Origin of the sequence: Streptomyces sp. NPDC049837 (assembly GCF_040674455.1) — a bacterium.
In the GTDB taxonomy this organism is placed as follows: domain Bacteria; phylum Actinomycetota; class Actinomycetes; order Streptomycetales; family Streptomycetaceae; genus Streptomyces.
Map to the genome: position 1 here is coordinate 98,862 of NZ_JBFAMP010000008.1, position 25,829 is coordinate 124,690.

Below are 25,829 nucleotides of genomic sequence, written 5' to 3' on the forward strand. Positions count from 1 at the left end.
CTCCACCGTGTTCGTCCTTGTGTGCGGGATGAACAAGACGATCAGAAGAAGCGCCGTCTTCACCCTGCTGCTGGTGTTCGCCCTGCTGCTCCGGGCGACCTGGGTGCAGGCGTACGAAGCCAGGGCGCTCGCGGACGACAAGCACAACCGGCGGAACGTCATCGCGCAGTACGCCCATCCGCTCGGGGACATCATCGTGGCCGGTTCGCCGGTCACCGGCTCGAAGGAGACCAGGAGCGGGGACCTCCACTACAAGCGCACCTACAAGGACGGCGAGCTGTACGCGGCCGTGACCGGCTACAGCTCGCAGGCCTACGGGTCGAACCAGTTGGAGGGCATCTACTCCAAGGTGCTGGACGGCACCGACCCCCGGCTGAAGAACCCGATCGGCGCGCTCACCGGCAAGCAGACCGAGCCGGGTGATGTGCTCACGACGGTCGACCCGGCGGTGCAGAAGGCCGGGTTCGAGGCGCTGGGCGACGTCAAGGGCGCGGCCGTCGCCATCGACCCGAAGACCGGGCGCATCCTGGGCATGGTCAGCACCCCGTCGTACGACCCGTCGACGATCGCCGGGTCGACGGACGGCGAGGCCTGGAAGAAGTTGACCACCGACGAGGACAAGCCGCTGGTGAACCGGGCGATCCGGCAGCCGGTGGCGCCGGGCTCCACGTTCAAGCTGGTCGTCGCGGCGGCGGCGCTGGAGAACGGCCTGTACGGGTCGGTCGACGAGCGCACGAAGAGCCCGAACCCGTACCGCATGCCGGGCACCGTCACGGACCTGGAGAACGAGAACCCCTCGGCCCCGTGCGAGAACGCCTCGATCCGCGTGGCGCTCCAGTACTCCTGCAACAACGTCTTCGGCAAGCTCGCCGTCGACCTGGGCAAGGACAAGGTCAGGGCGATGGCGGAGAAGTTCGGCTTCAACGACGGCGAGCAGGACGTGCCGGTGCGCGCGTACCCGAGCGTCTACCCCTCCGGGATGGACAAGGCGCAGACGGCACTGTCGGGCATCGGGCAGTTCGATGTGACGGCCACGCCGCTGCAGATCGCCATGGTGTCGTCCGCCATCGCCAACGACGGCCTGCTGGCGGCGCCCCACATGGTGTCCAAGGTCGTGGACGCGGACGGCGACACCCTGAACGCGTACGAGGACGGCCAGACGCGGCGGATCGTCTCCTCCGCCACCGCCGAGCAACTGCGCAGCGCGATGGTCACGGTCGTCGAGGACGGCACGGGCTCCAACGCCAAGGTCGACGGCGCGGAGGTGGGCGGCAAGACGGGCACGGCTCAGCGCGGCGTGGATAACAGCAAGAAGCCGTACGCCTGGTTCACCTCGTACGCCAAGGACACGGAGACCGGCAAGGAGGTCGCGGTCGCGGTGCTGATCGAGGACTCCAACGCGCAGCGCGCGGAGGTCAGCGGCAACGGCCTGGCGGCTCCGGTGGCGCAGAAGATGATGGCGGCAGCGCTGAAGTAGCCCCCAGTGGGCGGCGGTTGGCGGCCGCACGGTATGCAGGCCCTGCGTACCCCTGTGCGTAGAAGGGCCCCGCCGTGCGACCGCCGCCCCGCCTTCTCCCCCGTTCGGGCACTGCGGTACGAGCGCCGGCCGGCCGGGCCCCGCGGCCCGGCCGGCCATGCCCCGCCCTCCCCGGACCTGACCGCGCTCAGCCGGCGGCGGCGCCGAACCAGGTGGGCAACGCGCCGAGCAGCTCCCGCTGGTCGTCACCGACCCAGGCCACGTGACCGTCCGGCCGCAGCAGGACGGCCGGCACGTCCAGTTCCTCGCTGACGTCGACCACGTGGTCGACCCGGTCCGCCCAGCCCGCCACCGAGAGCCGGCCGGTCCGGTCGAGCAGCAGCCCGCGGCCGCCGTGCGTCAGCTCGTAGAGGCGCCCCCGCTTCAGCGTCACGTCCCGCAGCCGCCGGCCGAGCAGTTCGTGCCCCTCGCCGACGTCGTAGCGGACCGCGATGGCGGTGATCTTCTCGATGAGGTACCGGTTCACCTCCTCGAATTCGATCAGTTCCGCCATCAGCCGGCGCACCGCCCGGGCACCCGGCTCGGAGGACAGCAGCTCCATCTGCGCCCGGGTGTTGTCCAGCACGTCGGCGGCCACCGGGCGCCGCTCGCTCTGGTAGCTGTCCAGCAGCCCCTCCGGCGCCCACCCGGCCACCTCGGCGGCCAGTTTCCAGCCGAGGTTGAACGCGTCCTGGATACCGAGGTTGAGCCCCTGCCCGCCGGTCGGCGGGTGGATGTGCGCCGCGTCGCCCGCCAGCAGCACCCGGCCGACGCGGTAACGCTCGGCCAGCCGGGTGGCGTCGCCGAACCGGGACAGCCAGCGGGGTGAGTGGACGCCGAAGTCGGTACCGGCGAAGTCCCGCAGCCGACGCTTGAACTCCTCCAGGGTCGGCGGGACCGTGCGGTCCTCGGCCACCCCCTCGGCGGGCACGATGACGCGGTACGTCCCGCCTTCGAGGGGCATGGTGCCGAACCGCCATTCGGTCTTGCGGACCTCCGCCACCACGGCCGCCAGTTCCTCCGGCGGGGCGGCCACCTCCATCTCGCCCAGCAGCGTCTCCACCCTGGCCGGCTCGCCGGGGAAGCCCACGCCGAGCAGTCGGCGCACGGTGCTGCGGCCACCGTCGCAGCCGACGAGGTAACGGGAGCGCAGCCGCGTGCCTCCCCCGCCGGCTACGCCCTCATTGGCGGGGGTGCCCCCACCGGCCAGCTCGGCGGTCACCCCGTCGTCGTCCTGGCTCAGCCCCACCAGCTCGCAGCCGCGCCGGATGTCGACGCCCAGCTCGATGGCGCGCTCGGTCAGCAGACGCTCGGTGGTGCTCTGCGGGATGCCGAGGACGTACGAATGCGCGGTGTCCAGCCTCGCGGGCCACGACGTGCCGATACCGGCGAAGAACCCGCCCGTCTCGTACTTCTGGCCGAGCGGCAGGAACCGCTCCAGCAGACCGCGCTGGTCCATCACCTCGATGCTGCGCACATGGAGGCCGAGCGCGCGGGCCTGCCTGGTCGGCTCCGCCAGCCTCTCCAGCACCACCACGTGCACACCGTGCAGCCGCAGCTCGCAGGCCAGCATCAGGCCGGTCGGTCCTCCACCGGCCACGATCACGTCAATCATCCGAACCCCCCATTCGATAAAGCGCACATACCGTGCGAATCAGTGATTTCCGCCAATTCTGGCTTCGGCCGGATATTCTCCAGCAGGACGGGGGCCTTGCCGCAAGGCCCCCTGTGCGCTATACGTTGAGAGTGGCAAGGAGTGGGTTGACCTCCTTGCCTTTGTCTTTCGGACCCCCTCCTTCACGGCACCCTGCGCGGGCCTAGCGTGGTGATCGTCAAAGGGAAGGAGGCCGGGGGTGCTGGAGCGGCTCAACCAGGCCATGGACCACATCGAGGACCGGCTCGACCGGTCGATCGACGTGGTCGCGCTGGCGCGCATCGCCGCCACGTCGGAGTACCACCTGCGCCGGATGTTCTCCGCGCTCGCGGGCATGCCGCTGTCGGAGTACATCCGGCGCCGGCGGCTCACCGTCGCGGGCGCCGAGGTGCTCGCCGGACGTGACTCGCTGCTGGAGATCGCGGTGCGTTACGGCTACGGCTCGGGCGAGGCGTTCGCGCGCGCGTTCCGTGCCGTGCACGGCGTCGGGCCGGGCGAGGCCCGCCGCGACGGTGCCGCGCTCGTCTCCCAGCCCCGGCTGACCTTCCGCCTGACCGTCGAGGGCAGCAGCAGCATGCGTTACCGCGTCACGGACCGGCCGGACTTCACCGTCATCGGCTTCAAGGCCCGGGTGCCACTGGTCCATACGGGGCCGAACAAGGCGATCACCGATTTCGTGCGCGGAATCGAGCCGCAGGCCCTGGAGCGTCTGGAGCGCCTGTCGGACCAGGAGCCGGGAGGCATCGTCTCGGTCTGTGACGGCCTGGACCCGAGCCGCGCCGAGGGCACCGAGCTCGACTACTACCACGCGGTGATCACGTCCGCGTCCGCGCCCGAGGGCACGGCCTCGCTGGCCGTCCCGGCCGGCACCTGGGCGGTCTTCACCACCTCCGGACGGGCGCCGGACGCCATCCAGGAGCTGTGGCGGGACGTCTTCACCGAGTGGTTCCCGTCCAACCCGTACCGCGGCCGCCCCGGCCCGGAGATCCTGCGCACCCGGCTGTCGCCGGACAGGACGGAGGCCGACGCCGAGCTGTGGCTTCCGGTGGAGCGGGAGCGGGACTGACGACCGGGAGAGTCACTGGCTCCCGACGCCCACCCACTGCTCGATCGGGTCGATCGCGAAGTACACGGCGAACAGTGCCGCCGCTCCCCACAGCAGCGGGTGGACCTCGCGGGCCTTGCCCAGGACCGTCTTGATGACGACGTAGGCGAGGAAACCGGCTCCGATGCCGTTGGTGATGGAGTACGTGAACGGCATGACCGCGACCGTCAGGAACGCGGGGATGGCGATCTCGTACCGCTCCCAGTCGATGTGCCGCACCTGGGCCATCAGCAGGAAGCCGACGGCGACCAGCGCGGGGGCGGCGGCCTGGGCGGGGACGACCGTGGCGAGCGGGGTGAGGAAGAGCGCCACGGCGAAGAGGCCGCCGGTGACCAGCGAGGCGAGGCCGGTGCGGGCGCCTTCCCCGACGCCGGCGGCCGATTCGATGTACGAGGTGTTGGAGGACGAGGAGGCGGCGCCGCCCGCGACCGCCGCGGCGCCGTCGATGAGCAGGATGCGGCCGATGCCCGGGACCTTGCCGTTCTCGTCGAGGAGGCCCGCCTCGCTGGAGACGCCGACGACCGTGCCCATGGTGTCGAAGAAGTCACTCAGCAGGAGGGTGAACACCAGCAGGACCAGGGTGACGGCCCCGACCTGCTCGAACGCGCCGAAGAGGCTGAAGGAGCCGACGAGGCCGAAGTCGGGGGCGGCGACGATGTCGTCGGGGATGGTGGGCACGGTCAGGCCCCAGGCGAGCGGCTCGATGTCGGCCAGCTCGTTGATGACGATGGCGACGACGGTCATGACGACGATGGAGACCAGGATCGCGCCGCGCATCTTGCGGGCCATGAGCGCGATGGTCAGCAGCACGCCGAGGCAGAAGACCAGGACCGGCCAGCCGCCGAGCTGCCCGGTGGCACCGAGCTGGACGGGCACGGTACCGGTGTCGCCGGGGATGCGGGTGACGAAGCCCGCGTCGATGAAGCCGATGAACGCGATGAACAGGCCGATGCCGACGCTGATGGCCTGCTTCAACTGCTGCGGGATGGCGTCCATCACGGCCTCCCGCAGCCCCGTGACCACCAGGACGCAGATGGTGAGCCCCTCCAGGACCACCAGCCCCATCGCGTCGGCCCAGCTCATCAGCGGGGCGAGCTGGAAGGCGACGACGGCGTTGAGGCCCAGTCCGGCGGCGATGGCGAGCGGGAGGTTGCCGCCGAGCCCCATGACGGCGGTCATCACGGCGGCCACCAGCGCGGTGACGGTGGCGAGTTGCGGCCCGGACAACTGCGTACCGAACTTGTCCTCGACGCCACCCAAAATGAGCGGGTTGAGGACGAGGATGTACGCCATCGTGAAGAAGGTGGCGAACCCGCCGCGGACCTCGCGTGCGAAGCTCGATCCACGTGCGCTGATGCGGAAGTGGCGGTCGACGGCCCGTGCCGCCGCCTGTGCTGCCGTCATGGGACTCCTCGCCGGATGGGGGTGCACCGATTGTCGCCGCGCGGGGCGCCGTTCCGGGTTTACGGCATGTAACACCTCGCGCGACGACCATCCCCCCCCGTCGGCTCAGGCGCCGGCCGGCGGCGTCCCCCAGGCCAGGGTGGTGCCCGTGTACGCCGGGACCGCCGGGGCGTCGGCGTACGCGGTCGACACCGAACGGCTGTAGTCGTCCGCCTCGTTGAAGGCGGACCAGTCGGACTTGCTCATCCGCACCTGGATGTCCCCGGTGTCCCGCCCGGCCGCCAGGGACCCGGCGGCGAACGTCACCTCCAGGTAGGCGTCCGCCCCCGCCACCGGCGTGGCCATCGGGACCACCCTGAGCCTCACCTGGGCGCAGCCCACCGCCGCGTAATCGCACCAGGCGCTGACCGAGGGCGATCCACCGTCCCGGGTGAAGTAGTAGCGCAGGGACACGGTGCTCAGGTCGAGCGCGGCCGAGCCGGTGTTGACCACCTGGAGCCCGGGCCGGATGGCGTTGTCCGTCGCCGACGAGTCGTTGTTCCGGTACCGGACCTTCACCGCGCCCGGCGGGCTGCCGCCCGGCGCGGTCGTGACGCTCACGGGGGCGGACGGCGCCGACACGTTGCCGGCCGCGTCCCGGGCGCGCACCGCGTAGGTGTACGCGGTGGAGGGCGTGAGCCCGGTGTCGGTGTACGTGGTGCCGGTCACCGGCGCCGCGTTCACCCTGGCCGTGCCCCGGTACACGTCGTAGCCGGTCACCCGTACGTTGTCGGTCGCCGCCGTCCACGACAGCGAGACGCTGGCCGCCGTCCTGGCCGTGCCGGCCAGGCCGGCCGGGGCGGTGGGCGCGGTGGTGTCCGCCGGGTCACCGTCCCCGTACACCTCCCGCAGGCTGATGCCCGTGGTGCTGCCCGTGCCGCCGAGCGGCACCTCGTGGTCGAGGCTGACGAACTTGCCGCCGTGCTGCCACAGTGCGGGCTTCAGCAGGGCGTACTTCTGCTCGTCCCACGACTTCCAGTCGTCGAGCAGCAACCCCCCGGTGTCACCGGAGTTGGGGTTGATACACCAAAACGTCTGGTGAAGACGGTGTTCCACAATGAGATCACGCAGCGCCTTCATCCACTTCTCATTCGGTCCGCCGTCGAGGAAGCCTCCCCACTCCCCGATGAGCAGCGGGGCCCGGTTCTCCTTGTGCAGGTACAGCCAGTTGGGGTCCCAGACGTCCCGTTCGAGGGTCGTGCGGTTCCAGTCGCCGTTGAACCAGGGCTGGGCATGGACCAACGGCCCGTAGTCGTGCGGCGAATACACCAACTGGTCGTTGCCGGTTCCCAGGTCCACGGGGTGGTCGCGGACGCCGCGCAGATTGCCGCCCCACCAGGTGGAGTGGTAGTCGGCCGGGTTGGTGGAGGTCCAGCTCACGCCCGCCTTGGGGTACACCTCGATGCCCTCGCACAGCACCAGCAGGTGGGGATTGATCGCCAGAATGCGCTTACCCGCCGTCTCGCAGGCGTACTTGAAGTTGTCCTGGTCGGCCGAGCCGTCCCACTTGGCGCGCGGGGTCTCGTTCGCCCTGCCGTGCGGCTCGTTCTTGACGTCCATGGCGACGAGGGTGTCGTCGTTCCTGTACCGCGCGGTCACCCACTCCCAGGCACTGTAGAACTGCTCGGGCGTGATGGCGCCCTTCCACCACACCGGGTACACGTGGCCGGAGTTGTCGGCCTCCGCGCTGTGCACGTCGAGCATCACCTTGATGCCGTACTGCTTGCACAGGGCGAGCCAGTGGTCGAAGACCTCCAGCGAGGTCTTGCCGGCGAGCTCGGGGTTGGCGTGGGTGTTGACGTTCGGGACGGTGGCCTGGCCGTTCTTCCACTCCAGCAGGAGCTGCGTGGAGATCGGCACGCGGACGATGTTGATGCCCCGGTCGGCCATCGACTTGGTGATGCCGGTGATGTTGCCGGACCACAGGCCGTGGAAGACCCGCTCGGTGGCGTTGAAGCCGAACCAGTTGGCGCCCGTCAGCCGGACCTCGTTGCCGTTCGCGTCGACGATCTTGTTGCCCCGGGTGTGCAGCCAGTCGTCCCCGGGAGCGGTGGCGGCCGCCGCCCCCGGGTCACCGGCCTGGCCGGCGCTCGCCGGGGCGGCGGTCGCCAGTAACCCGGCGGTCAGCACCGCGGCGACCAGCGCCCGGACGCGGCGGAGCCTGCTCGCTGTTCGTGACAGTCCCACTGTGTGTCCCCTTCTTCCGATGGGTGTGGGAGCGCTCCCAAGTCGCGCTGTTCATCAAGCCAGGCACCGCAGGCGCTGTCAACCTCCCCGGCAGGACCGCCTCAGCAGACCTTCCCGGCCCCCGCCCGCCTGCCCACGAGCCCCGGCACCGCCCGCGCGTCGTCCACCTTGGTACGCAGCGTGGGCGTCCAGCCGGCGCCGGACCGCAGCGGGTCCTCCGGGTTCAGCGCGTTGTGGGCGGCGACCAGGTCGACCGCCCGGCCGTTGACGCGGTTGCCCACCGCGGTGACCGGCGCGTCCTTCCACTTCTTCAGGATCTTCCCGGCGGCGACCCCTTCGGGCAGGGTGAAGGCGTTCTTCTCGGCGTACAGCCCCGACTCGAACCCGACGCCGAAGCTGTACGCATACCCGCCCTTCACCACATAGTGGTTGTTGTACGCGTCCACCTGCCCGAAGCGGACGCGCGGGGCGCGCTCGACGACGCCCGTGAAGAGGTTGTGGTGCAAGGTGACCTTCAGCTTGCCCGCGTCGGTGGCCGCCGCGCTGTCACTGTTGCCGATCATCAGGGTCTTGTCGTGGTCGGCGAAGACGTTCCAGGAAGCCGTGACATGGTTCGCGCCGCGCACGATGTCCAGCTCCCCGTCGTGCTGCTGGTACACCTCCCCGAAGTAACGGGGCAGCGAGCTGTCCGGATACCGGCCGTCCGTAAAGGTGTTGTGGTCGATCCACACGTGCGTGGAGCCGTACACGACCATCGAGTCGTACTCGGAGTTCCAGGCCCCGGTCGCACCGTCCGTGGGGTCCCACTGCGGGAAGCAGTCGAGCGGGCTCTCCATGGTGAGGTTGCGGACGATGACGTTGTCCACGTCCCGGATCTGGAGGCTGCCACCAGCGATCCCCGCATCCTTGCCCACACCGACGATGGTGGTGTTGGCGGGGACGTACGCCTTGATGGCCCGGCCCTGATTGGCGGCCGAAACACTCCGCAGGTCCTCCTGAGGACCGCTGACGGGTGTGTCGTACCCCCACACAGCGGGGTCGTAGTCGGCGAGGTACCTGGCGAAGTCGTAGCCGTCGGCCTCGAACGCCTCACAGCCGCCTTCCGTGGCGTTCAGGGTGCCCACCACACGGATGATCTTCGGCGCGCCGCCGCCGGCCGCCAGCGCGGCCTTGAACTCGGCCCAGGTCCGGACCGTATGGGTGTGCGCGGCGGCCGCACCACCCGTGGTGCCCGCGCCCTCGGACGCCCAGCCGTCACCGGCGGGGAGCGTCTGACGGCCGAGGTCGGCCGCATGAGCGGGACCGGCGGACAACATGAGGACAGCCACCGAGGCACTTATGACTCTGGTACGCATTCCTACTCCTTGTCAGTGGGCCAGGTGATCCAGGCGGCGGGTACGGGCTCCTCCAGCCGCCGTACGTCGCGGGCGGCCGGCACCCCGCGCTCCCGCAGGCCCGCCGCCACCAGCCGCGCCACTTCGATGGCGCCACGCGGCGTGAAATGGGTGTTGTCCGTGAAGTACGCCTTCGACGGCTCGGGCCCGAGCTTCTGCCACTCGGCGAGCGACGCCGCCTGTACGTCCACGAGCGGTACGCCCTCCTCGGCGGCGAGCGCCCGCATGGCGGCCGGGTACTCCCCGTGCGTCGGCACGGCGTTGCCCCCGGCGTCGAACCTGCGTCGCTCGACGGGCGTCAGCAGCACGGGTCGCGCCCCGCGCGCCCGCGCCCCGGCCACGTACCGGAGCAGGTGCTCGCGGTAGGTCGTCCACGGCTCGGTGTACCGGGCGGGATCGGCGGCCTTCTGGTCGTTGTGCCCGAACTGCACGAGCAGCAGATCACCGGAACAGACCTCCCCGAGCAAGGCATCGAGGCGGCCCTCATCGATGAAACTCTTCGAACTGCGCCCGTTGACCGCGTGGTTGGCCACGGACAGGCGTGCGGTGAGGAAGAAGGGCAGGGCCATGCCCCACCCGGTCTCGGGTGCGGCGTCGGCGTACTTCTGGGCGGCGGTGGAGTCACCGGCGATCCACACCGTCCGGTTGCGCGGCCGTGCCCCGGCGGTGCCCGCACTCGCGTGCACGAGGGGAAGGCCGGCGGCGAAAGCAGCCACGGTCCGTCTCCGACTCAAAGACATGATGGAAACCTCTCGTACGAAAGAGAAAGCCGACGTCCGGCCGGGGCGGGGCCGTGCAGGGTCGCCCCCGCAGAGGTTGGCGGCGAAGGACGGGCTCCCCTTACCGGCGCCCAAGGCCGCCGGCCTCGAGGAGGTGAGCCCGGAGGGCCCCGCCCCCCACCCACCGGCAGCGACCGCACGGCGGGTGGGTGCACCGGCCCATGGGGCCGGGCAGGGTCAGGACTGGTTGCGCTCGTTCCACTCCGCCTGCGCCGCGTTGAGCTGCTCGGCGAGCGTGTCGGCGAACTCCTTCGCCGTCATCGAGCCGAGCAGCACCTTCTGGAAGTTCGGCTCGTTGTCAGCCTTGCTGATCTTGTTCCAGTCGGGCAGGTAGTACGGCAGCTCCACGATCTTGGTGGAGCCGTCCGTGAGCGCCTTCGCGCCCAGTCGGGTGGCCTCGGCCTCGTTCATCCACGGGTCGGCCGCCGCCTCCGTGTTCGCCGGTATGGCGCCCGCCGACTCGTTCCACTTGCTGTTGGACTCGTGCGAGACGGCGAACTCGATGAACTTCCACGCCGCGGCCTTGTTCTTGCTGCTCTTGAACAACCCCAGCCCGTCCACCGGGTTGGAGACCTGCACCCGCGTACCCCCGTCCCCCACCGGATTGGGGATACCCGCGAACTTGTCCTTGCCGAGGGCCTTCACGTGGTCGGTGTACGAGCCGAGGTTGTGGCTCAGCATGCCGATGGTGCCGGTGTCGAACTGGGCGACCATCTTCTTGAAGTCGTTGTTGACGTCCGCCTCGGGCGTGGTCGTCTTGTACAGCTTGACGTACTTCTCCAGCGCCGCCACGTTCTTCGGGTCGTTGACGGTGGTCTTGTCACCGTCCCAGAAGGACGTGATGCCCGACTGCCCGTACATCGCGTCCAGCGCCTGCGCGATGGAACCCGCGCCGCCCCTGATCGTGTACCCGAACCGGTTCTTCTCGACCTCGGTCAGCTTCGCGGCCGCCTCGTAGAACTTCGCCCAGGTCGTCGGCGCCTCCAGGCCCGCCGCCCGGAACAGGTCCGTGCGGTAGTACAGCGTGCCGTTGCTGGCCGACGTGGGCACCGAGTACATCTCGTCGCCCCGCCCGCCGGCCGACTTGACCGACGCGACCATGCTGGGGACGAGCTTGCCCTTGAGGGACGAGTCCTCGATCCGGCCGCCGACCGGCTCCAGGGCGTCCTGGGCGACGATGTTGGCGAGGTACGCGGCCCCGACGCCGCCGACGTCCGGCAGGCCGCCGCCCGCGATGGCGGTGTCGTACTTGGACTGCACGTCCTCGCTCGGTATCGGGACGTACGTCACCTTGATGCCGGGGTTCCTGGCCTCGAAGTCCTTGATGATCTCCTGCCACACGGCGGTGCGCACACCACCGTTGTTGTCCCAGAAGACAATGGTTCCCTTGCCGGAACCCTCCTCGCCGGCGGCGGTGGTGCCGTCGTCACCGCACGCGGTGGCGGTCAGGGCGAGCACGGCGGCCAGCGACACACCCACCGCGGCCCTGCGACGTCTGCGGAACTTCACATCATCCATGAGCGGCTCTCTCTATCGGTTCGTGCGGGAGTGGTGCGGTGCCCAGCCGTCCCGGCCCGCGAGGTAGTCGGCGACCTCGTGGCGGGCGGCGTCGGCGTCGGACATCTGCGGGCGGTCGGCGGTGACGACGGCGCCCGGGCCGTACGTGCGGTACTCGCTGAAGCGGGCGTCCTTCCACGAGAAGCCGCCCATGTCGGTCCACGGCGACGCCTTGATCGCGGCGGGCAGCTCCGTCTCCCGGATCAGCACCTGGCCGATCGCGTCCGGGTTGCCGCCCGGGTGCCAGGGGCGGCCGAGGTGGAAGGTGCCGGCCGGGGCGTCGCTGACGATCCGGGACCGGGTGATCAGGAAGCCGTACGGGTTGTCCTTCCAGGTGCTGGCGGCGGTGACGTACCCGTTGTTGGTGGCCGAGCCACGGCTGAGCGCCCGGATCAGGGACCGCTCGATGACGGTCGTCGCGCGCCCGTAGACGAAGTCGACGTCGCCCTCGATGTACGAGTCGCGGATGTAGACCCGGCTGATGGCGTCCAGCCGGGGGCTGTCGGTCATCAGGGTGTCCTGGTTGCCCTTGAAGGCGGTGTTCTCGAAGACGATCCGGTCGCCCGTCGTCTTCATCGCCAGCGCCTGCTCGGCGTTCAGCTCGACCGCCGCCTCGTCGAAGTCGTTGACGAAGGTGAGGTTGCGGGCGGCGACGTCGGAGGCGGCGATCAGGACGGTGGCGCTGGCGCTGGACCCTCCGTACGCGTTCGGCGTGTCGTACACGATCACGGTGTCGTCCCGGTCCGCGCCCGTGCCGACCAGGGCCAGCCTCGGCTTGTCGGCGGGAACGCGGACCTTCTCGCGGTACGTCCCCGGGGCGATCCGCACCGTCACGAGCCCGTCGTTGCCCGCCGGGACGGCGTCCACGGCGGACTGCACGGTGGGGTACGCGGCGGGCACGTCGAGCACGGTGTCGACGCCGATCGTCTTCTGCGGCCCGGCGAACCGCTTCACCAGAGCGGGCACGGCGGCGGCCGGATCGAGCCGGTACGCGTAGAGGTCACGCGGCTCGAAGGCGGCGCCCCACTCGTCATGACGGCCGGTGGTGCCCCGCAGAACGGAGCCACGCTCCACCAGCTCCGCCGTCGCATCGGCCTGGTACGGGTGCTGGACGCCGTCGTAGTAGCTGTTCTCGATGACCATCCGGGTCCGGCCGCGTGCCCAGTTGCCGTACGACCAGACGGGGTCGCCGTCCGCGGCCTGCGCGGAGAGGTAGTTGTTGTAGAGGTGGGCGTAGGCGCAGTTGTCGGCGGACGGGTTGCGCTGCTTGGTGCCGCTGAACCAGTTGTGGTCGATGGTGATCTGGGTGGTGACGTTGTCCGTCCAGCCGATGCCGAAGGCCTTGTTGTGGTTGTCGAAACGGTTGTACGAGACGGTGACGTACTGGCTGTCCTTGCGGACGTCGAGCAGTCCGTCGCCCATGTGCGTGAAGCGGTTGTGGTCGATCCAGACGTGGTGGACGGAGTCCATCTGGATGGCGTCGAAGTCGTTGGTCTTGCCGTCCCAGTCGCCCTCGACGTAGGAGTCCCGGATGGTGAGGTTGCGGATGATGACGTTGTGGGTGCCGGGCTTGAGGTTCAGCTCGCCGTGGACGATCTCGCCGCTGGTGCCGACGCCGACGATGGTCTTTTCGGAGGCGACGGTGATCGAGGACCCGAAGGGTTCGACGGCGATCGCGCCGGCGACCCGGATGACGTAGGGCTCGGCGGCGCCCGCGTACTTCGCGAGGTCGGCCTGGGTGCGGACGGTGACGACCTTGCCGCCCCGGCCGCCGGTGGTGCCGCCGGCGAGGGAGGCGAAGCCGTGGGGTTCGTCCGCCCATGCCTGGTGCCTCTGCGCCGGCACGGGTACGGGTACGGGCGCGGCCTCGGCCGGGGCGGCCGCGCCCAGGCCGAGCGCGGCCACGAGGGCGGTGACCGCTGCCAGGGCCCTGCCCGGCAAGCGCTTGCTGCATAGGTACGGCATGGCGGCTCCAATCGACGTACATGACAAGTCAGTTGACGTGGAACTCGGTGAACGTGGCCGTCCCGGCACTCCCCTGTCCCTCGGGCGCCACCGCGAACAGGCCGAGCAGGGCCCCGACCCAGCGCCAGGGCGTGGCGGCGAAGACCGGGCCCGAAGACCGCCACCCGTCTCCGTCCCCCGTGTCGGCGGAGAACCGGCAGCGCGCGCCCGGCGACACCTCGACGCGCAGCCGCACCGCCCGCCCGACCTCATCCCCGCTCCCGCTCCCGCCCCCTCCCCCGCCCCCGGAATCAGGCACCACGCGCGCGTGCGCCGCGTCCCGCTCGCGCTCGGCGACCGCCTCGGCGAACCGGTGGACCAGCCGCACCTCACCGCCCGCGCCCCGCTCCAGCCCGATCCATGAGAAGGCGTCACCCAGGACGGCGAGCCCCGCGCGGGCGCCCGGTTCGGTGGACCCCAGGGTCAGGGACACCTCGGCCGTGAACGTCTCGGCGGGCAGCCGCTGGGTGAGGACGTTCGGCAGGAGGCGGAGGTCATGCGCGTCGGGGCTCCGCACGCAGGCCAGCCGCAGCCCGTCACCGCCGTGCTCGACGGTCCACCCGGCACGCCGGTTCGCCGTCCACTGCCACTGCCGCCCGTACCGCCCGCCCGGGAAGGCGTCGTCGGTCGCGGGCTCCCCGACGGGCTGTGGCGGGGCGGCCGGTTTGCGGTGGACGCGCACGGGCTCGCCGCCGTCGCCGAGCACGGGCCAGCCGTCCGCGTCCCACGCCATCGGCTGGAGGTGGACGACCCTCCCGTACGCGCCGCGTGCCTGGAAGTGCAGGAACCAGTCCTCGCCCGCCCGGGTGCGCACCCAGCCGCCCTGGTGGGGACCGTTGACGTCGGTGGAGCCCTGCGCGAGGACGGCCCTCTCCTCGTACGGCCCGAAGAAGTCCCGCGACCGGAAGGCGCCCTGCCAGCCGGTCTCCACTCCCCCGGCCGGGGCGAAGATCCAGAACCAGCCGCCGTGCCGGTAGAGCTTGGGCCCCTCCAGGGTGAACCAGCCGGGGATCCGGTCACCGTCGACGATGACCTCGCCCTCGTCGAGGAGGGTGCGGCCGTCCCGGCTCATCCGGTGGCCGGTGAGCCGGTTCTTCACGCCCGACCGGGACTTGGCCCAGGCGTGCACGAGGTACGCCTCGCCGGTCTCGTCGTCCCACAGGGGGCAGGCGTCGATCAGGCCCTTGCCCGCCTTCAGCAGGTGGGGCTCGCTCCACGGTCCCCGGATGTGCTCGGCATGCACCTGGTGGATGCCGTGGTCGGGATCCCCCCAGAAGATCCAGAAGCGGCCGTCGGCGTGGCGCAGGGACGGCGCCCACACGCCCCGGTCGTGGCGGGGCGCGGCGAAGTCGGCGGCCGGCTCCAGCCGGTCCAGGGCGTGCCCGATGAGCGACCAGTTGACGAGGTCGCGGGAGTGCAGGAGGGGCAGCCCGGGGGCGCGGCCGAAGCTGGAGGCGGTCAGGTAGAAGTCGTCCCCGACGGCGACGACGTCCGGGTCGGACCAGTCGGCGTTCAGGACGGGGTTGCGGTAGGTGCCGTCGCCGAGGTCGGCGGTCCACACCGGTGTCATGACAGGGCCTTTCGTACGAGGGCGGCGGCTTCGCCCCGGCCCAGGGCGCCGTCGGCGACGACGGTCACCACGCGGCGTACGACGGTGGCCCCGGTCGCGATGGGCAGGCGCTCGTCCCAGACGAGGGAGGAGCCGACGCCGGGGTACTCCCCGGTGCGGACGAACCAGGGGTCCTTGCGGGTCCCCTCGGTGGCGCCGGCGAAGACGAGCGTCCAGTCGGGGCCGGTGAGGGCGAGCCAATCGGCGACCCGTCCGTGAACCGAGCTTTCACCCTGCACGTCGGCGGTGAAGACGCCCGGCGCGGCGGCCTGTCGAGGGGCGCGCCAGAAGAAGCCGCCGTAACCGGCACCTTGGCGGCCGTTTGTGGCGGGGGACCCTATGGAGAGGTTTTCGGGGCCGGGGTTGGTGAGCGAGAAGGTGAAGTCCAGGGCCCAGGCGGTGGCCGTCAGTTCGGTGGCGGCGACGGTCCGCCGCTCGCGCAGCAGCTCGCGGCCTTCGGCGCGCCAGGAGAGGTCCTCGACGAACCCGTCCGGGTCGCGCAGCTTCCAGCCCTCGTGGTACTGGACGCCGTGGTTGTCGAGGTCGGCCGGCCCCCGGTCGCGCACATAGGTGCGGCCGCCCCAGAAGTTGTGGCCCGACACATCGGGGACGGCGACCGAGACGCCCAGGTGGTGAAGGTGGTCCTCGGGGCGCTCCTCGGTGACGGGGGTGCCCCCGAGGGTGGTGACCGGGTGGAGGTAGGGGCGGGGCGAGAGGCGGAGGGCGAGGTCCGGCCGGTGGAGGTAGCGGGCGACGGGGCGGCCCGCACAGCGCAGAAGAACGTTCATGGGGAGCTCTCCAGTTCGGCGAAGAGGGAGAGGGTGTCGGCGCTCGCGTGGACGAGCCCGTCGATGCCCTTGACCACGCGGCGGTTCCCGTCCGCGTACCAGGACCCCTCGGGGAGCGGGCGCGGGTCGGGGGCGGTGCGGACGGCTTCGACGAGGCGCATGAAGGCGCCGGTGCGGTGCGGCGGTACGAGCAGGTCGTCGCCGCCACGCAGGTGGGCGATCAGGTTCTCCAGCAGGTCCGTGCGGCCGTGGAGGGTCTCCACGGGGCCGTGCCCGGCGCGCTGCACCAGGACCCGGTCCTGCTTGTACCAGAACGTGATGCGGCCGTGGCTGCCGTGGACGATGACGTACGGCTCGCCGGGCCGCTCGGCGCAGAGCGTCACGGCGACGGTGACGGGTGTGCCGCGTGCCGTGGTGATGCGTACGCAGGAGGTGTCGTCGGCCTCGATGTCGTTGGCCCGAGCGAGGTCGAGTTCGATGCCGGTGACGTCCTCGGCATGCGGGCTGCCGTCGAGGGCGAGGGCGGTGGCCACGGCGTGGGCGAGCGGGTTGGTGAGGACCCCGTCGACCACGTCCGTGCCGTCGTCCAGGCGCCGTTTCCCGGCCCACGGGGCGCGCCGGAAGTAGGCCTCGTCGCGGACCCACGCCCCGGCGGCCCCGATGCCCCTGAGACTCCCTATGGCGCCGTCCGCGACGAGTTCGGCGATGGCGGGCAGGGCGTGCGAGCCGAGCGACTGGAAGCCGATCTGGCAGGCGGTGCCGGCCCGGCGTACCCCGTCCGCCATGCGCCGGAACTCGGCCCAGGAGGGCGCGGGGGGCTTCTCCAGCAGGATGTGCGCGCCGTGCCGGGCGGCGGTGAGGGCGAGCGGGGTGTGGGTGTCGATGGGCGTGCAGATCACGGCGATACGAGCGTCCGTGGCCTCCAGAAGGGCCGCGAAGTCGGCGGACTGCGCCACGTCGCCGACGCCGTCCCGTTCAGCCGCGTCGAGGGGCCGCAGCTCGCAGACGCCCACGAGGCGTACGAGGCCCGCCCGCTGGAGGCGAAGGATGTTGTCCAGGTGCCAGCGCCCGTGGCCTCGGGCGCCCGCCAGGACGAGCGGTATCGGGGTCATGAGGTCCATGAGGTCTCAGCCCTTCACCGCGCCGGCGCTGAAGCCGGTGATGAGCCACTTCTGGATGAACGCGAAGACGATCACCACCGGTACGGCGGCGACGACACCGCCCGCCGCCAGCGCGCCGAGGTCCACGCTGTCGGAGCCGATGAGGGTGTTGAGGCCGACGGGGATGGTCTGCTTGTCCTGCCGGCTCAGGAACATCAGGGCGAACAGGAAGTGGTTCCAACTGTGGACGAAGGCGAAGGAGCCGACCGCGATCAGCCCGGGCCGCAGCAGCGGCAGGACGACGGCGCGGAAGGCGCGGAAGCGGGAGCAGCCGTCCACCCAGGCGGCCTCTTCCAGGGAGACCGGCACGTTCTTGATGAACCCGCTGATCAGGATGATGGACAAGGGCAGTTGGAAGACCGTTTCGGCGATGATGACGCTGGCCGGCGAGTTGATCAACCGCATCTCGCGGAAGATCTCGAAGAGTGGCACCAGCATGAGCGCGCCCGGGATGAACTGGGAGCACAGCAGCGCCAGCATGAAGCCGTTCTTGATCCGGAAGTCGAAGCGGGCGAGCGCGTAACCGCCGGAGAGGGCTATGAGGGTCGTGGTCACCAGCGTGGCGACGCCGACGAGCATGCTGTTCTGGAAGAAGACCCCGAAGCTGCGCTCGTTCCAGACCTTGTCGAAGTGTTCGAAGGTCAGCGGCCAGGGCACCAGTGACGTCGATCCGGCGGGCCGCAGGGCGAACAGCAGCATCCAGTAGAACGGGACGAGCGTGAAGAGCAGGTACAGCCCGAGCGGGACGTAGATCTGCCAGCGCGGTACGTCGTCGAAGGCGCGCTCCCGCTGGGGCGTGCGTCGTGTCCCCGACGGGGGCAGCGGCGGCTGGGGCGCGGGCACGCGCGCGTGGCTGCCCTTTTCCGCGAGTTGGGCGGTCATGAGCGGTCGCCTCCGAACTTGCTCAGGCGCAGATAGAGGATCGAGCAGAAGAGGAGGATCACGAACGCGACGGTGGTGAGCGCGGAGGCGTAACCGAAGTCGTGGCCCTCGATACCGGTGTTGGCGATCATCAGGGGCAGCGTCGTGGTGACCCCGGCGGGGCCGCCGCCGGTGAGGGTGTAGAGCAGGTCGACGTTGTTGAACTCCCAGACGCCGCGCAGCAGCGTGGAGAGGATGATCGCGTCCTTGAGGTGCGGCAGCGTGATGTGGAAGAACTGCCGCAGCCGGCCCGCCCCGTCCACGGACGCCGCCTCGTACAGGTCCCTGGGGATGGACTGGAGGTCGGCGAGGATGAGGATGGCGAAGAAGGGGACGCCGCGCCACAGTTCGGCGACGACGGCCGCCCAGAACACGGTGCCCGTGTCGGAGAGCACGGAGGTGCCGTACGAGCCGATGCCGACGTCGGCGAGGTAGCGGCTGACGCCCGTGGAGGGGTTGTAGAGCAGCATCCAGATGGTGGTGGTCAGCACGCCGGAGACGGCCCACGGCGAGAACACCAGGGCGCGGGCGACGGCCCGGCCGACGAACGTCTGGTTGACCAGCAGGGCCAGCACCAGCCCGAGGGCGAGTTGCAGGCCGACCTGGACGACGACCCACTTGGCGCTGAAGCCGAGCGTGGACCAGAAGAGCGGGTCCTCGGTGAAGACGCGGGTGAAGTTGTCCAGGCCCGCATAGCCGTTCTTCCACGGCTTGGTGACGTTGTAGTGCTGGAGGCTGTAGTAGAAGACGCTCAGTACCGGATAGGCGATGAAGCCCAGCATCAGCAGGCCGGCGGGCGCGATCAGCAGGTACGGCAGGCGGCGTGGTTCGGCTCCGGTCCCCGTGCGGCGGCGGCCGGCCCGGGGGCGTTCCGCCACGGCTGCGGCTTGGGCCATGACATGTCTCCGTTCGTCATTGCGTGGAGTGAAGCGCTTTCCGGATCACGTTCGAGATCCCGGACGCACCGGATTCCCGAGTCGGTACCGGGGCGTTTCAGCCCGCGTAGGGGTCCGGGACCTCGCCGGCCCTGGCCAGGAACGCGAAGTCGCAGCCGGTGTCGGCCTGGGTGATGTGCTCGCTGTAGAGCGCCCCGTAGCCGCGCCCGTACCGGGCGGGCGGCGGGGTCCAGGCGTCCCGGCGCCGCCGCAGCTCCTCCTCGGTCACGTCCAGGTGGAGCGTGCGCGCCTCGACGTCGAGGGTGATGAGGTCGCCGGTGCGCACCAGGGCCAGGGGGCCGCCGACGTACGACTCGGGCGCGACGTGCAGCACGCACGTGCCGTAACTGGTGCCGCTCATCCGGGCGTCGGAGATCCGCACCATGTCCCGCACGCCCCGCTTGAGCAGGTGGTCGGGGATGGGGAGCATCCCGTACTCGGGCATCCCGGGGCCGCCCTTGGGTCCGGCGTTGCGCAGCACCAGGACGTGGTCGGCGGTGATGCCGAGGGCCGGGTCGTTGATGGTGCGCTGCATGGTCCGGTAGTCGTCGAAGACGACGGCGGGGCCGGTGTGCTTGAGCAGGTTCGGCTCGGCGGCGATGTGCTTGATGACCGCGCCGTCGGGGCAGAGGTTGCCGCGCAGGACGGCGACACCGCCCTCACGCGCGACCGGGTTGTCGCGGGTGCGGATCACGTCGTCGTCGTGCACCAGGGCCCCGTCGAGCTGTTCGCGCAGGGTGGCGTGGGCGACGGTCGGCCGCTCCAGGTGGAGCAGGTCGGTGACCCGGGAGAGGAAGCCGGGCAGCCCGCCGGCGAAGTGGAAGTCCTCCATCAGGTACCGGCCACCGGGGCGGAGGTTCGCGAGGACCGGCACGGTGCGGGCGATACGGTCGAAGTCGTCGAGCGTGAGGGTGACCCCGGAGCGGCCCGCCATGGCGATGAGGTGGATCACGGCGTTGGTGGAGCCGCCCAGCCCGAGGACGGTCGTCACCGCGTCCTCGTACGCCTCCCTGGTGAGGATCGCCGACAGCTTCAGGTCCTGGCGTACGAGTTCGACGATCCGCATCCCGGAGGCGGCGGCCATCCGGTCGTGGCCGGAGTCGACGGCCGGGACCGAGGAGGCGCCCGGCACGGTGACGCCCAGCGCCTCGGCGGCGGCGGTGAGGGTGGAGGCGGTACCCATGGTCATGCAGTGGCCGGGTGAGCGGGCGAGGCCGCTCTCCAGCTCGGCCATCTCGCAGTCGCCGATGAGCCCGGCCCGCTTGTCGTCCCAGTACTTCCACATGTCCGTGCCGGAGCCGAGGACTTCGCCCCGCCAGTGGCCCGGCAGCATCGGCCCGGCCGGTACGAAGACGGCCGGCAGATCGGCTGAGGCGGCGCCCATCAGCAGCGCGGGCGTCGACTTGTCGCAGCCACCCATCAGCACGGCGCCGTCGACGGGGTACGAACGCAGCAGTTCCTCGGTCTCCATGGCGAGGAGGTTGCGGTAGAGCATGGGGGTGGGCTTCTGGAAGGTCTCGGAGAGCGTGGCGACCGGGAATTCGAGCGGGAAGCCCCCGGCCTGCCACACGCCCCGCTTGACGGCCTGGGCGCGGTCGCGGAGGTGGACGTGGCAGGGGTTGATGTCGGACCAGGTGTTGAGGATGGCGATGACCGGCTTGCCGAGGTGCTCCTCGGGGAGGTAGCCGAGCTGGCGGGTGCGGGCGCGGTGGCTGAACGAGCGCAGGCCGTCAGTGCCGTACCACTGGTGGCTGCGGAGCTCGTCGGGCCTCATATCGACCAGCCCCCGACCATTTCGGCGACCTGGGCACGGCGGCCCTCGGGCAGGAGCCGGCTCGGCGGGCGCACGTCGCGGCGGCACAGGCCGAGGGCGTCCAGGGCCTCCTTGACGACGGTGACGTTGTCGGCGGACTGGTCGGCCGCGCGCAGCTCCTCGAAGGGGCGGATCCGCTCCCACACCTTCGCGGCGGCCTGCTGGTCCCCGGCGCGCAGGGCCGTCAGCATGGCGAGCGAGACGGCCGGGGCCACGTTGACCAGCCCGGAGGTGAAGCCGGTGGCGCCCATGGCCCAGTAGGCGGGTGCGTACAGCTCGGCGAGGCCGGCGATCCACACGAACCGGTCCAGGCCGGCGTCCCGGGCGACGGCGCCGAAGCGGGCGGCGTCGGGCACCGCGTACTTGACGCCGATGACGTTGGGGCACAGCTCGCCGAGGCGGGCGATGGTGGCGCCGTCGAGGAGCGGGTTGCGCACGTACGGCACGACGCCGAGCTCGGGGACGGCGTCGGCGATCTCGCGGTGGTACTCGATCCAGCCGTCGCGCGAGACGTAGGGGTGCACGGGCTGGTGGACCATGACCATGCCGGCGCCGCACGCGCGCGCGTGCCGGGCGGCGGCGGTCGCGGTCGGCAGGTCGTGCCCGACGCCGACGATGACGGCGGCGCGGTCGCCGGTCTCCTCGACGGTCAACTCGGTGACCAGGACCCGCTCTTCGGGGGTGAGGGCGTAGAACTCGCCCGTGTTGCCATTGGGGGTGACGGCCCGTACGCCGCCGTCGAGCAGCCTGCGCAGCAGAGCGCGGTGGGTGTCGCGTTCGACGCGGCCGTCGGCGCCGAACGGGGTCACGGGGATCGCGACGACGTCCGCGAGTGCCGCCCTCAGCGATGTGTGGTCCATGCGGCTGTCCTCTTCCGTGATCACTGGGCGTCCTCCGGGAAGGCGCGCTCGACGAACGAGGCGATGTGCACGCGCAGGGCACGGGCGGCGCCCTCGGCGTCCCCGGCCCGCGCCAGGCTCAGGATCTCCCGGTGCTCGTCGGCCTCCTGCCGCCAGGAGGGCTGGGCGCTCCAGGCGACGGTCGACACCAGCGCGGCCTGGTCGCGCACCTCGTCGAGCATCCTGGCGAGCAGCGGGTTGCCGCACGGCAGGTACAGGGCGCGGTGGAACTCGCGGTTGGCGAGGGACCGTTCGGCCCGGTCGGCGGCCGCGTCGGCGTCGGCGAGCGCCTGATGGGCGGCGTCGAGGGAGGCGCGGCGGGTGACGGTGCGGCGCAGCGCCTCGGGTTCGAGCAGCAGCCGCACGTCGTAGACCTCGCGCGCCATGGCGGCGTCGACGGTGCGGACGGTGGCGCCCTTGTACTGGCTCATGACGACGAGCCCGGTCCCGGCGAGGGTCTTGAGGGCTTCCCGTACAGGCGTCTTGGACACCCCGTACCGGGCCGCCAGTTCCGTCTCCACCAGGGGCTTTCCGGGGGGCAACTGCCCGGTGAGGATCGCGTGCTTGATCGCCTCCAGGACGTACTGGGTGCGGGAGGGGATGGGACTGGGGGCGGCGGCGAAGGCCATAGGGGCGGCTGCTCTCATATCTCGCGTATCGCGTCTCATATATGACGTACGAAGTACGACGCGATGAAGGTAGGGCGGTGGCAGGTATTCGTCAACGCTTCTGACAAAACCCGTGGACCTTGTGTCGGTCCGGCTCGCCGGGGCACCGTCCGCAAGGTTGATCCGCCCGTATTACGCGTCATACACTCACGTCATGGCCAAGACCAGGATCAGCATCAGCCTTGATCAGGAGCAGGCGGCGCGCATCAGGCGACACGCCGAGCGCGCGGGCATGGACCTCTCGGCGTATCTGGTGCATGCCGCGACGCGGCAGATGGCCGAGACCGAGGCCATAGAGGAACAGTTCGCCGGGGTCGATTCGCTCATCGCGGCGGCCGAGGATGAGGCCGCAGCACTGCCGCGTGAACCGGAGATCACGAGGGACGACCTGACCGACTCCGAGCGGCTCGAAGTCGACGAGGCCCTGGGTCTGGTCTACGGGGCCGAGCAGACCGGCACGCGTCCTGGACGAGCGGCGTGAGCGCACGCGTCCCGGTCTATGACACAGGGATGCTGATCGCACTCGCGGATCGCAAGGCCAAGGCGGTCCAGATGCACGTCGGCCTGAAAGCGACCCCGCATCGCGCCTTGGTGCTCGGACCGGTCCTCGCACAGGTGTGGCGGCCCCAGCCTGCGCTCGTGCACGCGCTGTCCGCGGTGCTGAAGGACTGTTCGGTGCCCCAGGCACGGAGTTCTGCCACACCGATGCGGGCGACGAGCGCCGGGCTGCCGGAGTGCGTCGCCTGCGCGACCGGCCCGGACGTCACGGATTGGCGGCGGGTGGGCACGGCGCTGGGTGAAGCGGCGCTGCCGCCGAAGAAGCGGCCCGACGCGGTCGACGCCTGGGTCGCACTGGCCGCGACCAAGCACGGCAGCGCGGTGATCTTCACCAGCGACCCGGACGACATTGCAGCGTACCTGGCGGTGCTGAACCCGGCGGACGTGCACGTCGTCCCGGTGTGAGCCGCGATCGGCCCGCGCGGGGCTCATCGGCGTGGGCCTGCCGTGCGTGCTGGTCGGCGCGCTGACGGCGGTGCAGCACCGGGCCCCGGACGCGGTCCTGGGCCGCACCGCCGCCACGGCCAACACCCTCCTGTTCGTCCCGAACGCACTGGCCCTGGCGCTGGGGGCCGCCCTGGTCGCCGTCGTGGACGTGCGTGTCCTGCTGCCGCTGCTGGCGGCGGCCGGCCTGGTGGTGGCCGTGGCGCTGCTCAGGCGGCCAGGCGGGCCAGGGCGGCCCTGGCGGCGGCCAGGTCGGGGTCGGAGGCCAGGCCCGCGTGGTAGAGGCGCAGTTCGGTGGCGCCCAGCTTCCGGGCGTGGGCCGCGTCTGCGGCGAGGGTGGACGGGGACCCTCCCATGCCGGTCACCACCGTGAAGTTGGCCGCCAGGACGGTGTCCACGCGCGCGTGGGCGGCGAACGGCGGCAGCACCGTCTCCGCGCCGCCGCCCGTGCAGGGCAGGACGACGCCGTCCGCGACGGTCAGGATGTGCGCGGGGTCCACGCCGGCGTTGGCGCCCGTGCGGTACGGCGCGGGGTCGGCGTGCAGCAGGACCTGAAAGGCCGGGTGCGCGGCGGCCCGTACCGCGGCGACGGCCGCCTCCTGGAGGGTGCGGGCGGCCTGGGTGCGCCAGGCGAGGGTGGCCGAGGCGAGGCCGGCGCCCAGCAGTCGCTCGACGGCGGGCCACCCCGCGTCGGGTGACCCTCCCGAGGCCCAGACCGGGTCCAGGGCGCGGCGCACGGCGGCGGCCAGTTGGTCCGAGTCCAGGCCCTGTTCCTCGTAACCGGCGTGGCAGGCGGCGCAGAAGCACAGGGACATCAGGTACTGCGCGGCATCCCCGAGGGCGACACCCGCGATCTTGTCGTGGGCGTGCAGGTGGGCCATCCCGTACCAGCCGCACGACTCCAGTTCGGTGCCGCGCGCCCCTGGCCGTACGGCCGCCTCGGCGGCCAGCTCGACGAGGTGGTCCCGCACGGCGGGTCGCGCGACGCAGGGCGCCCACGGGTAGCGGTCGCCGTAGGCGTTGACGACGGAGGTTTCGGGGTGTTCGGCGCCGAGGCGGGAGTTGTGCGCGAGGACCACCCAACTGTGGACGTCCAGCCCCGCGGCCTCCAGTGCCCCGGCGGCCTCCCCGTACGCGTCGCCGGGCGCCCAGTCCCCCGCCGGATGCGGCCGCAGTCGGTGCCGAGCCCAGCGGGAGCGGTCCGGCGGGTAGAGGACGGCGGCGTACTCGGCGGTGACCAGGCGGTGGGCCGGGTGCCGTGGCGTCAGGGCGCGGGTGGAGTGGTACGCGGAGGCGAGGGTGACCTGCTGGACCCCGAGGTCCACGAGCCGCGCGGCGGCGTCCGGGTCGCCGATGACGTCCCAGGGGTAGACGAAGGCGGAGGCCCTCACCGCCGGTCCCCCAGCAGGGCGCGGCCGCGCTCGATGATCTCGGCGAGCTCCTTGACGTGGGCGGGCGCGGGCTCGCTGAGCGGCGGCCGGACCTCGCCGACGTCCAGACCGCCCAGCCGTACGCCCGCCTTGACCAGCGAGACGGCGTATCCCCGCCCCTTGGCGCGCAGTTCGACCAGGGGCCGGTAGAAGCCGTCGATGAGCCGGTTGACCGTCTCGTCGTCGCCGCTGTTCAGCGCCCGGTGGAAGGCGAGGGCGATGTCGGGGGCGAAGCAGAAGACGGCGGAGGAGTAGAGCGTGACGCCGATGCCCCGGTAGGCGAGGCCGGTGAGTTCGGCGGTGGGCAGGCCGTTGAAGTACAGCAGGTCCAGCCCTTCGGCGCGTACGGCGCTGACGATGCGCTGCATCAGGTCCAGGTCGCCGTGCCCGTCCTTGAGCCCGATGACGCCGTCGACCCGGGCCAGTTCCACCACCGTCTCCGGGGTGAGCACGGCGTTGTCGCGCTGGTAGACGATGACGTCGAGGCCGGTGGCCCCGGCCAGAGCGGTGTAGTGGCGCAGCAGTCCTTCCTGGCCGGCGACGACGAGGTAGGGCGGCATGGCGAGCAGCCCGTCGGCGCCGGCCTCCTCGGCGAGCTCGGCGTACCGGATCGCGAGGGCCGTGCCGTATCCGGCGCCGGCCACGACCGGTACCCGTCCGGCGGTCTCCTCGACGGCGGCGGCCACGCAGGCGCGGTACTCCTCGGGCGTGAGGGCGTGGAACTCACCCGTGCCGCAGCAGGCGAAGACCGCGCCGGCGCCGGCCTCGACCCCGGCGCGCACGTGCGCGCGGAACGCGTCGAGGTCGAGCGCGCCGTCGGTTCCGTACGCGGTGACGGGGAAGAAGAGCAGGCCGTCGAGTCGGCCGGCGAGCGGGGCTGAGGTCACGGGCGCTCCCTGAACAAGGCATCGTACACAATTATGATCAGCGTCCACGTTTCTGAACAACGCCACGCTAGACCCGCC

At 71.3% G+C, this 25,829-nt stretch carries 21 protein-coding genes and 1 pseudogene; 5 read left to right on the forward strand and 17 right to left on the reverse strand.

All coding sequences use genetic code 11. The features are described 5' to 3' along the window. The first annotated feature begins 28 nt into the window (after window positions 1-28). Window positions 29-1,477, forward strand: coding sequence for a penicillin-binding transpeptidase domain-containing protein (locus AB0J57_RS22300; RefSeq protein WP_366130018.1), 1,449 nt, complete (start codon window positions 29-31; stop codon window positions 1,475-1,477). Window positions 1,478-1,664: 187 nt separating this feature from the next. Here the strand turns inward: AB0J57_RS22300 and rox are convergent, their stop codons facing one another. Further along, complete coding sequence (gene rox / locus AB0J57_RS22305) at window positions 1,665-3,131, reverse strand: rifampin monooxygenase (protein WP_366130019.1); 1,467 nt, start codon at window positions 3,129-3,131, stop codon at window positions 1,665-1,667. 238 nt (window positions 3,132-3,369) lie between these two features. On the opposite strand from rox, the gene AB0J57_RS22310 reads away from it, so the two are divergent. Then, a complete protein-coding gene (locus tag AB0J57_RS22310; protein WP_366130020.1) occupies window positions 3,370-4,236 on the forward strand; it encodes an AraC family transcriptional regulator in 867 nt (288 codons plus the stop codon). A gap of 12 nt (window positions 4,237-4,248) precedes the next feature. Here AB0J57_RS22310 and AB0J57_RS22315 read toward each other — a convergent pair whose 3' ends face one another. The 14 genes from AB0J57_RS22315 to AB0J57_RS22380 all read right to left on the reverse strand — a co-directional run bounded on the left by AB0J57_RS22315 (window position 4,249) and on the right by AB0J57_RS22380 (window position 22,393). After that, complete coding sequence (locus AB0J57_RS22315) at window positions 4,249-5,679, reverse strand: NCS2 family permease (RefSeq protein ID WP_366130021.1); 1,431 nt, start codon at window positions 5,677-5,679, stop codon at window positions 4,249-4,251. Between the two features lie 105 nt (window positions 5,680-5,784). After that, window positions 5,785-7,905, reverse strand: a complete 2,121-nt coding sequence (locus AB0J57_RS22320; protein WP_366130022.1) for a cellulase family glycosylhydrolase — start codon at window positions 7,903-7,905, stop codon at window positions 5,785-5,787. A 101-nt stretch (window positions 7,906-8,006) separates the two neighbouring features. Continuing rightward, window positions 8,007-9,221, reverse strand: a complete 1,215-nt coding sequence (locus tag AB0J57_RS22325; RefSeq protein ID WP_366130255.1) for a pectate lyase — start codon at window positions 9,219-9,221, stop codon at window positions 8,007-8,009. A gap of 41 nt (window positions 9,222-9,262) precedes the next feature. Next, window positions 9,263-10,039 carry a rhamnogalacturonan acetylesterase gene (locus AB0J57_RS22330; RefSeq protein ID WP_366130023.1) on the reverse strand — a complete coding sequence of 259 codons (777 nt, stop codon included), beginning with the start codon at window positions 10,037-10,039 and terminating at the stop codon, window positions 9,263-9,265. Window positions 10,040-10,255: 216 nt separating this feature from the next. Continuing rightward, on the reverse strand, window positions 10,256-11,596 hold the full coding sequence (locus tag AB0J57_RS22335) for a sugar ABC transporter substrate-binding protein (protein ID WP_366130024.1): 1,341 nt from the start codon (window positions 11,594-11,596) through the stop codon (window positions 10,256-10,258). Window positions 11,597-11,608: 12 nt separating this feature from the next. Further along, complete coding sequence (locus AB0J57_RS22340) at window positions 11,609-13,600, reverse strand: pectinesterase family protein (protein WP_366130025.1); 1,992 nt, start codon at window positions 13,598-13,600, stop codon at window positions 11,609-11,611. 28 nt (window positions 13,601-13,628) lie between these two features. Further along, window positions 13,629-15,209: a family 43 glycosylhydrolase gene (locus AB0J57_RS22345; RefSeq protein WP_366130026.1), complete on the reverse strand. Its 1,581-nt coding sequence runs from the start codon at window positions 15,207-15,209 to the stop codon at window positions 13,629-13,631. Beyond that, a complete protein-coding gene (locus tag AB0J57_RS22350; RefSeq protein WP_366130028.1) occupies window positions 15,206-16,036 on the reverse strand; it encodes a PmoA family protein in 831 nt (276 codons plus the stop codon). Before AB0J57_RS22350 ends, AB0J57_RS22345 begins: the two co-directional genes overlap by 4 nt. Further along, window positions 16,033-17,148 carry a Gfo/Idh/MocA family oxidoreductase gene (locus tag AB0J57_RS22355; protein WP_366130029.1) on the reverse strand — a complete coding sequence of 372 codons (1,116 nt, stop codon included), beginning with the start codon at window positions 17,146-17,148 and terminating at the stop codon, window positions 16,033-16,035. The genes AB0J57_RS22350 and AB0J57_RS22355 overlap by 4 nt, the downstream gene beginning before the upstream one ends. Window positions 17,149-17,163: 15 nt before the next feature. After that, a complete protein-coding gene (locus tag AB0J57_RS22360; protein WP_366130030.1) occupies window positions 17,164-18,078 on the reverse strand; it encodes a carbohydrate ABC transporter permease in 915 nt (304 codons plus the stop codon). After that, a complete protein-coding gene (locus AB0J57_RS22365; protein WP_366130031.1) occupies window positions 18,075-19,013 on the reverse strand; it encodes a sugar ABC transporter permease in 939 nt (312 codons plus the stop codon). The genes AB0J57_RS22360 and AB0J57_RS22365 overlap by 4 nt, the downstream gene beginning before the upstream one ends. A gap of 97 nt (window positions 19,014-19,110) precedes the next feature. Next, a complete protein-coding gene (araD, locus tag AB0J57_RS22370) occupies window positions 19,111-20,826 on the reverse strand; it encodes an L-arabinonate dehydratase (protein WP_366130032.1) in 1,716 nt (571 codons plus the stop codon). Continuing rightward, window positions 20,823-21,725 (reverse strand): dihydrodipicolinate synthase family protein, encoded by a 903-nt coding sequence (locus AB0J57_RS22375; RefSeq protein ID WP_366130033.1) that lies wholly within the window; start codon window positions 21,723-21,725, stop codon window positions 20,823-20,825. Before AB0J57_RS22375 ends, araD begins: the two co-directional genes overlap by 4 nt. A 20-nt stretch (window positions 21,726-21,745) precedes the next feature. Beyond that, window positions 21,746-22,393 (reverse strand): GntR family transcriptional regulator, encoded by a 648-nt coding sequence (locus AB0J57_RS22380; protein ID WP_366130034.1) that lies wholly within the window; start codon window positions 22,391-22,393, stop codon window positions 21,746-21,748. Window positions 22,394-22,586: 193 nt separating this feature from the next. Between AB0J57_RS22380 and AB0J57_RS22385 the strand changes: the two genes are divergently transcribed. The 3 genes and pseudogenes from AB0J57_RS22385 to AB0J57_RS22395 all read left to right on the forward strand — a co-directional run. After that, complete coding sequence (locus AB0J57_RS22385) at window positions 22,587-22,913, forward strand: ribbon-helix-helix protein, CopG family (RefSeq protein WP_366130035.1); 327 nt, start codon at window positions 22,587-22,589, stop codon at window positions 22,911-22,913. Between the two features lie 29 nt (window positions 22,914-22,942). After that, the gene (locus tag AB0J57_RS22390; protein ID WP_366130037.1) at window positions 22,943-23,395 is read left to right on the forward strand and encodes a hypothetical protein; all 453 of its coding nucleotides are present in this window, start codon (window positions 22,943-22,945) and stop codon (window positions 23,393-23,395) included. 22 nt (window positions 23,396-23,417) lie between these two features. Then, window positions 23,418-23,642: pseudogene (locus tag AB0J57_RS22395) on the forward strand (MFS transporter); the annotation flags it as partial. A gap of 1 nt (window position 23,643) precedes the next feature. On the opposite strand, the gene AB0J57_RS22400 reads toward AB0J57_RS22395, so the two are convergent. Next, window positions 23,644-24,825, reverse strand: coding sequence for a hypothetical protein (locus tag AB0J57_RS22400; RefSeq protein ID WP_366130038.1), 1,182 nt, complete (start codon window positions 24,823-24,825; stop codon window positions 23,644-23,646). Further along, the gene (locus AB0J57_RS22405) at window positions 24,822-25,751 is read right to left on the reverse strand and encodes a 5-dehydro-4-deoxyglucarate dehydratase (RefSeq protein WP_366130039.1); all 930 of its coding nucleotides are present in this window, start codon (window positions 25,749-25,751) and stop codon (window positions 24,822-24,824) included. The genes AB0J57_RS22400 and AB0J57_RS22405 overlap by 4 nt, the downstream gene beginning before the upstream one ends. Window positions 25,752-25,829: the final 78 nt, after the last annotated feature.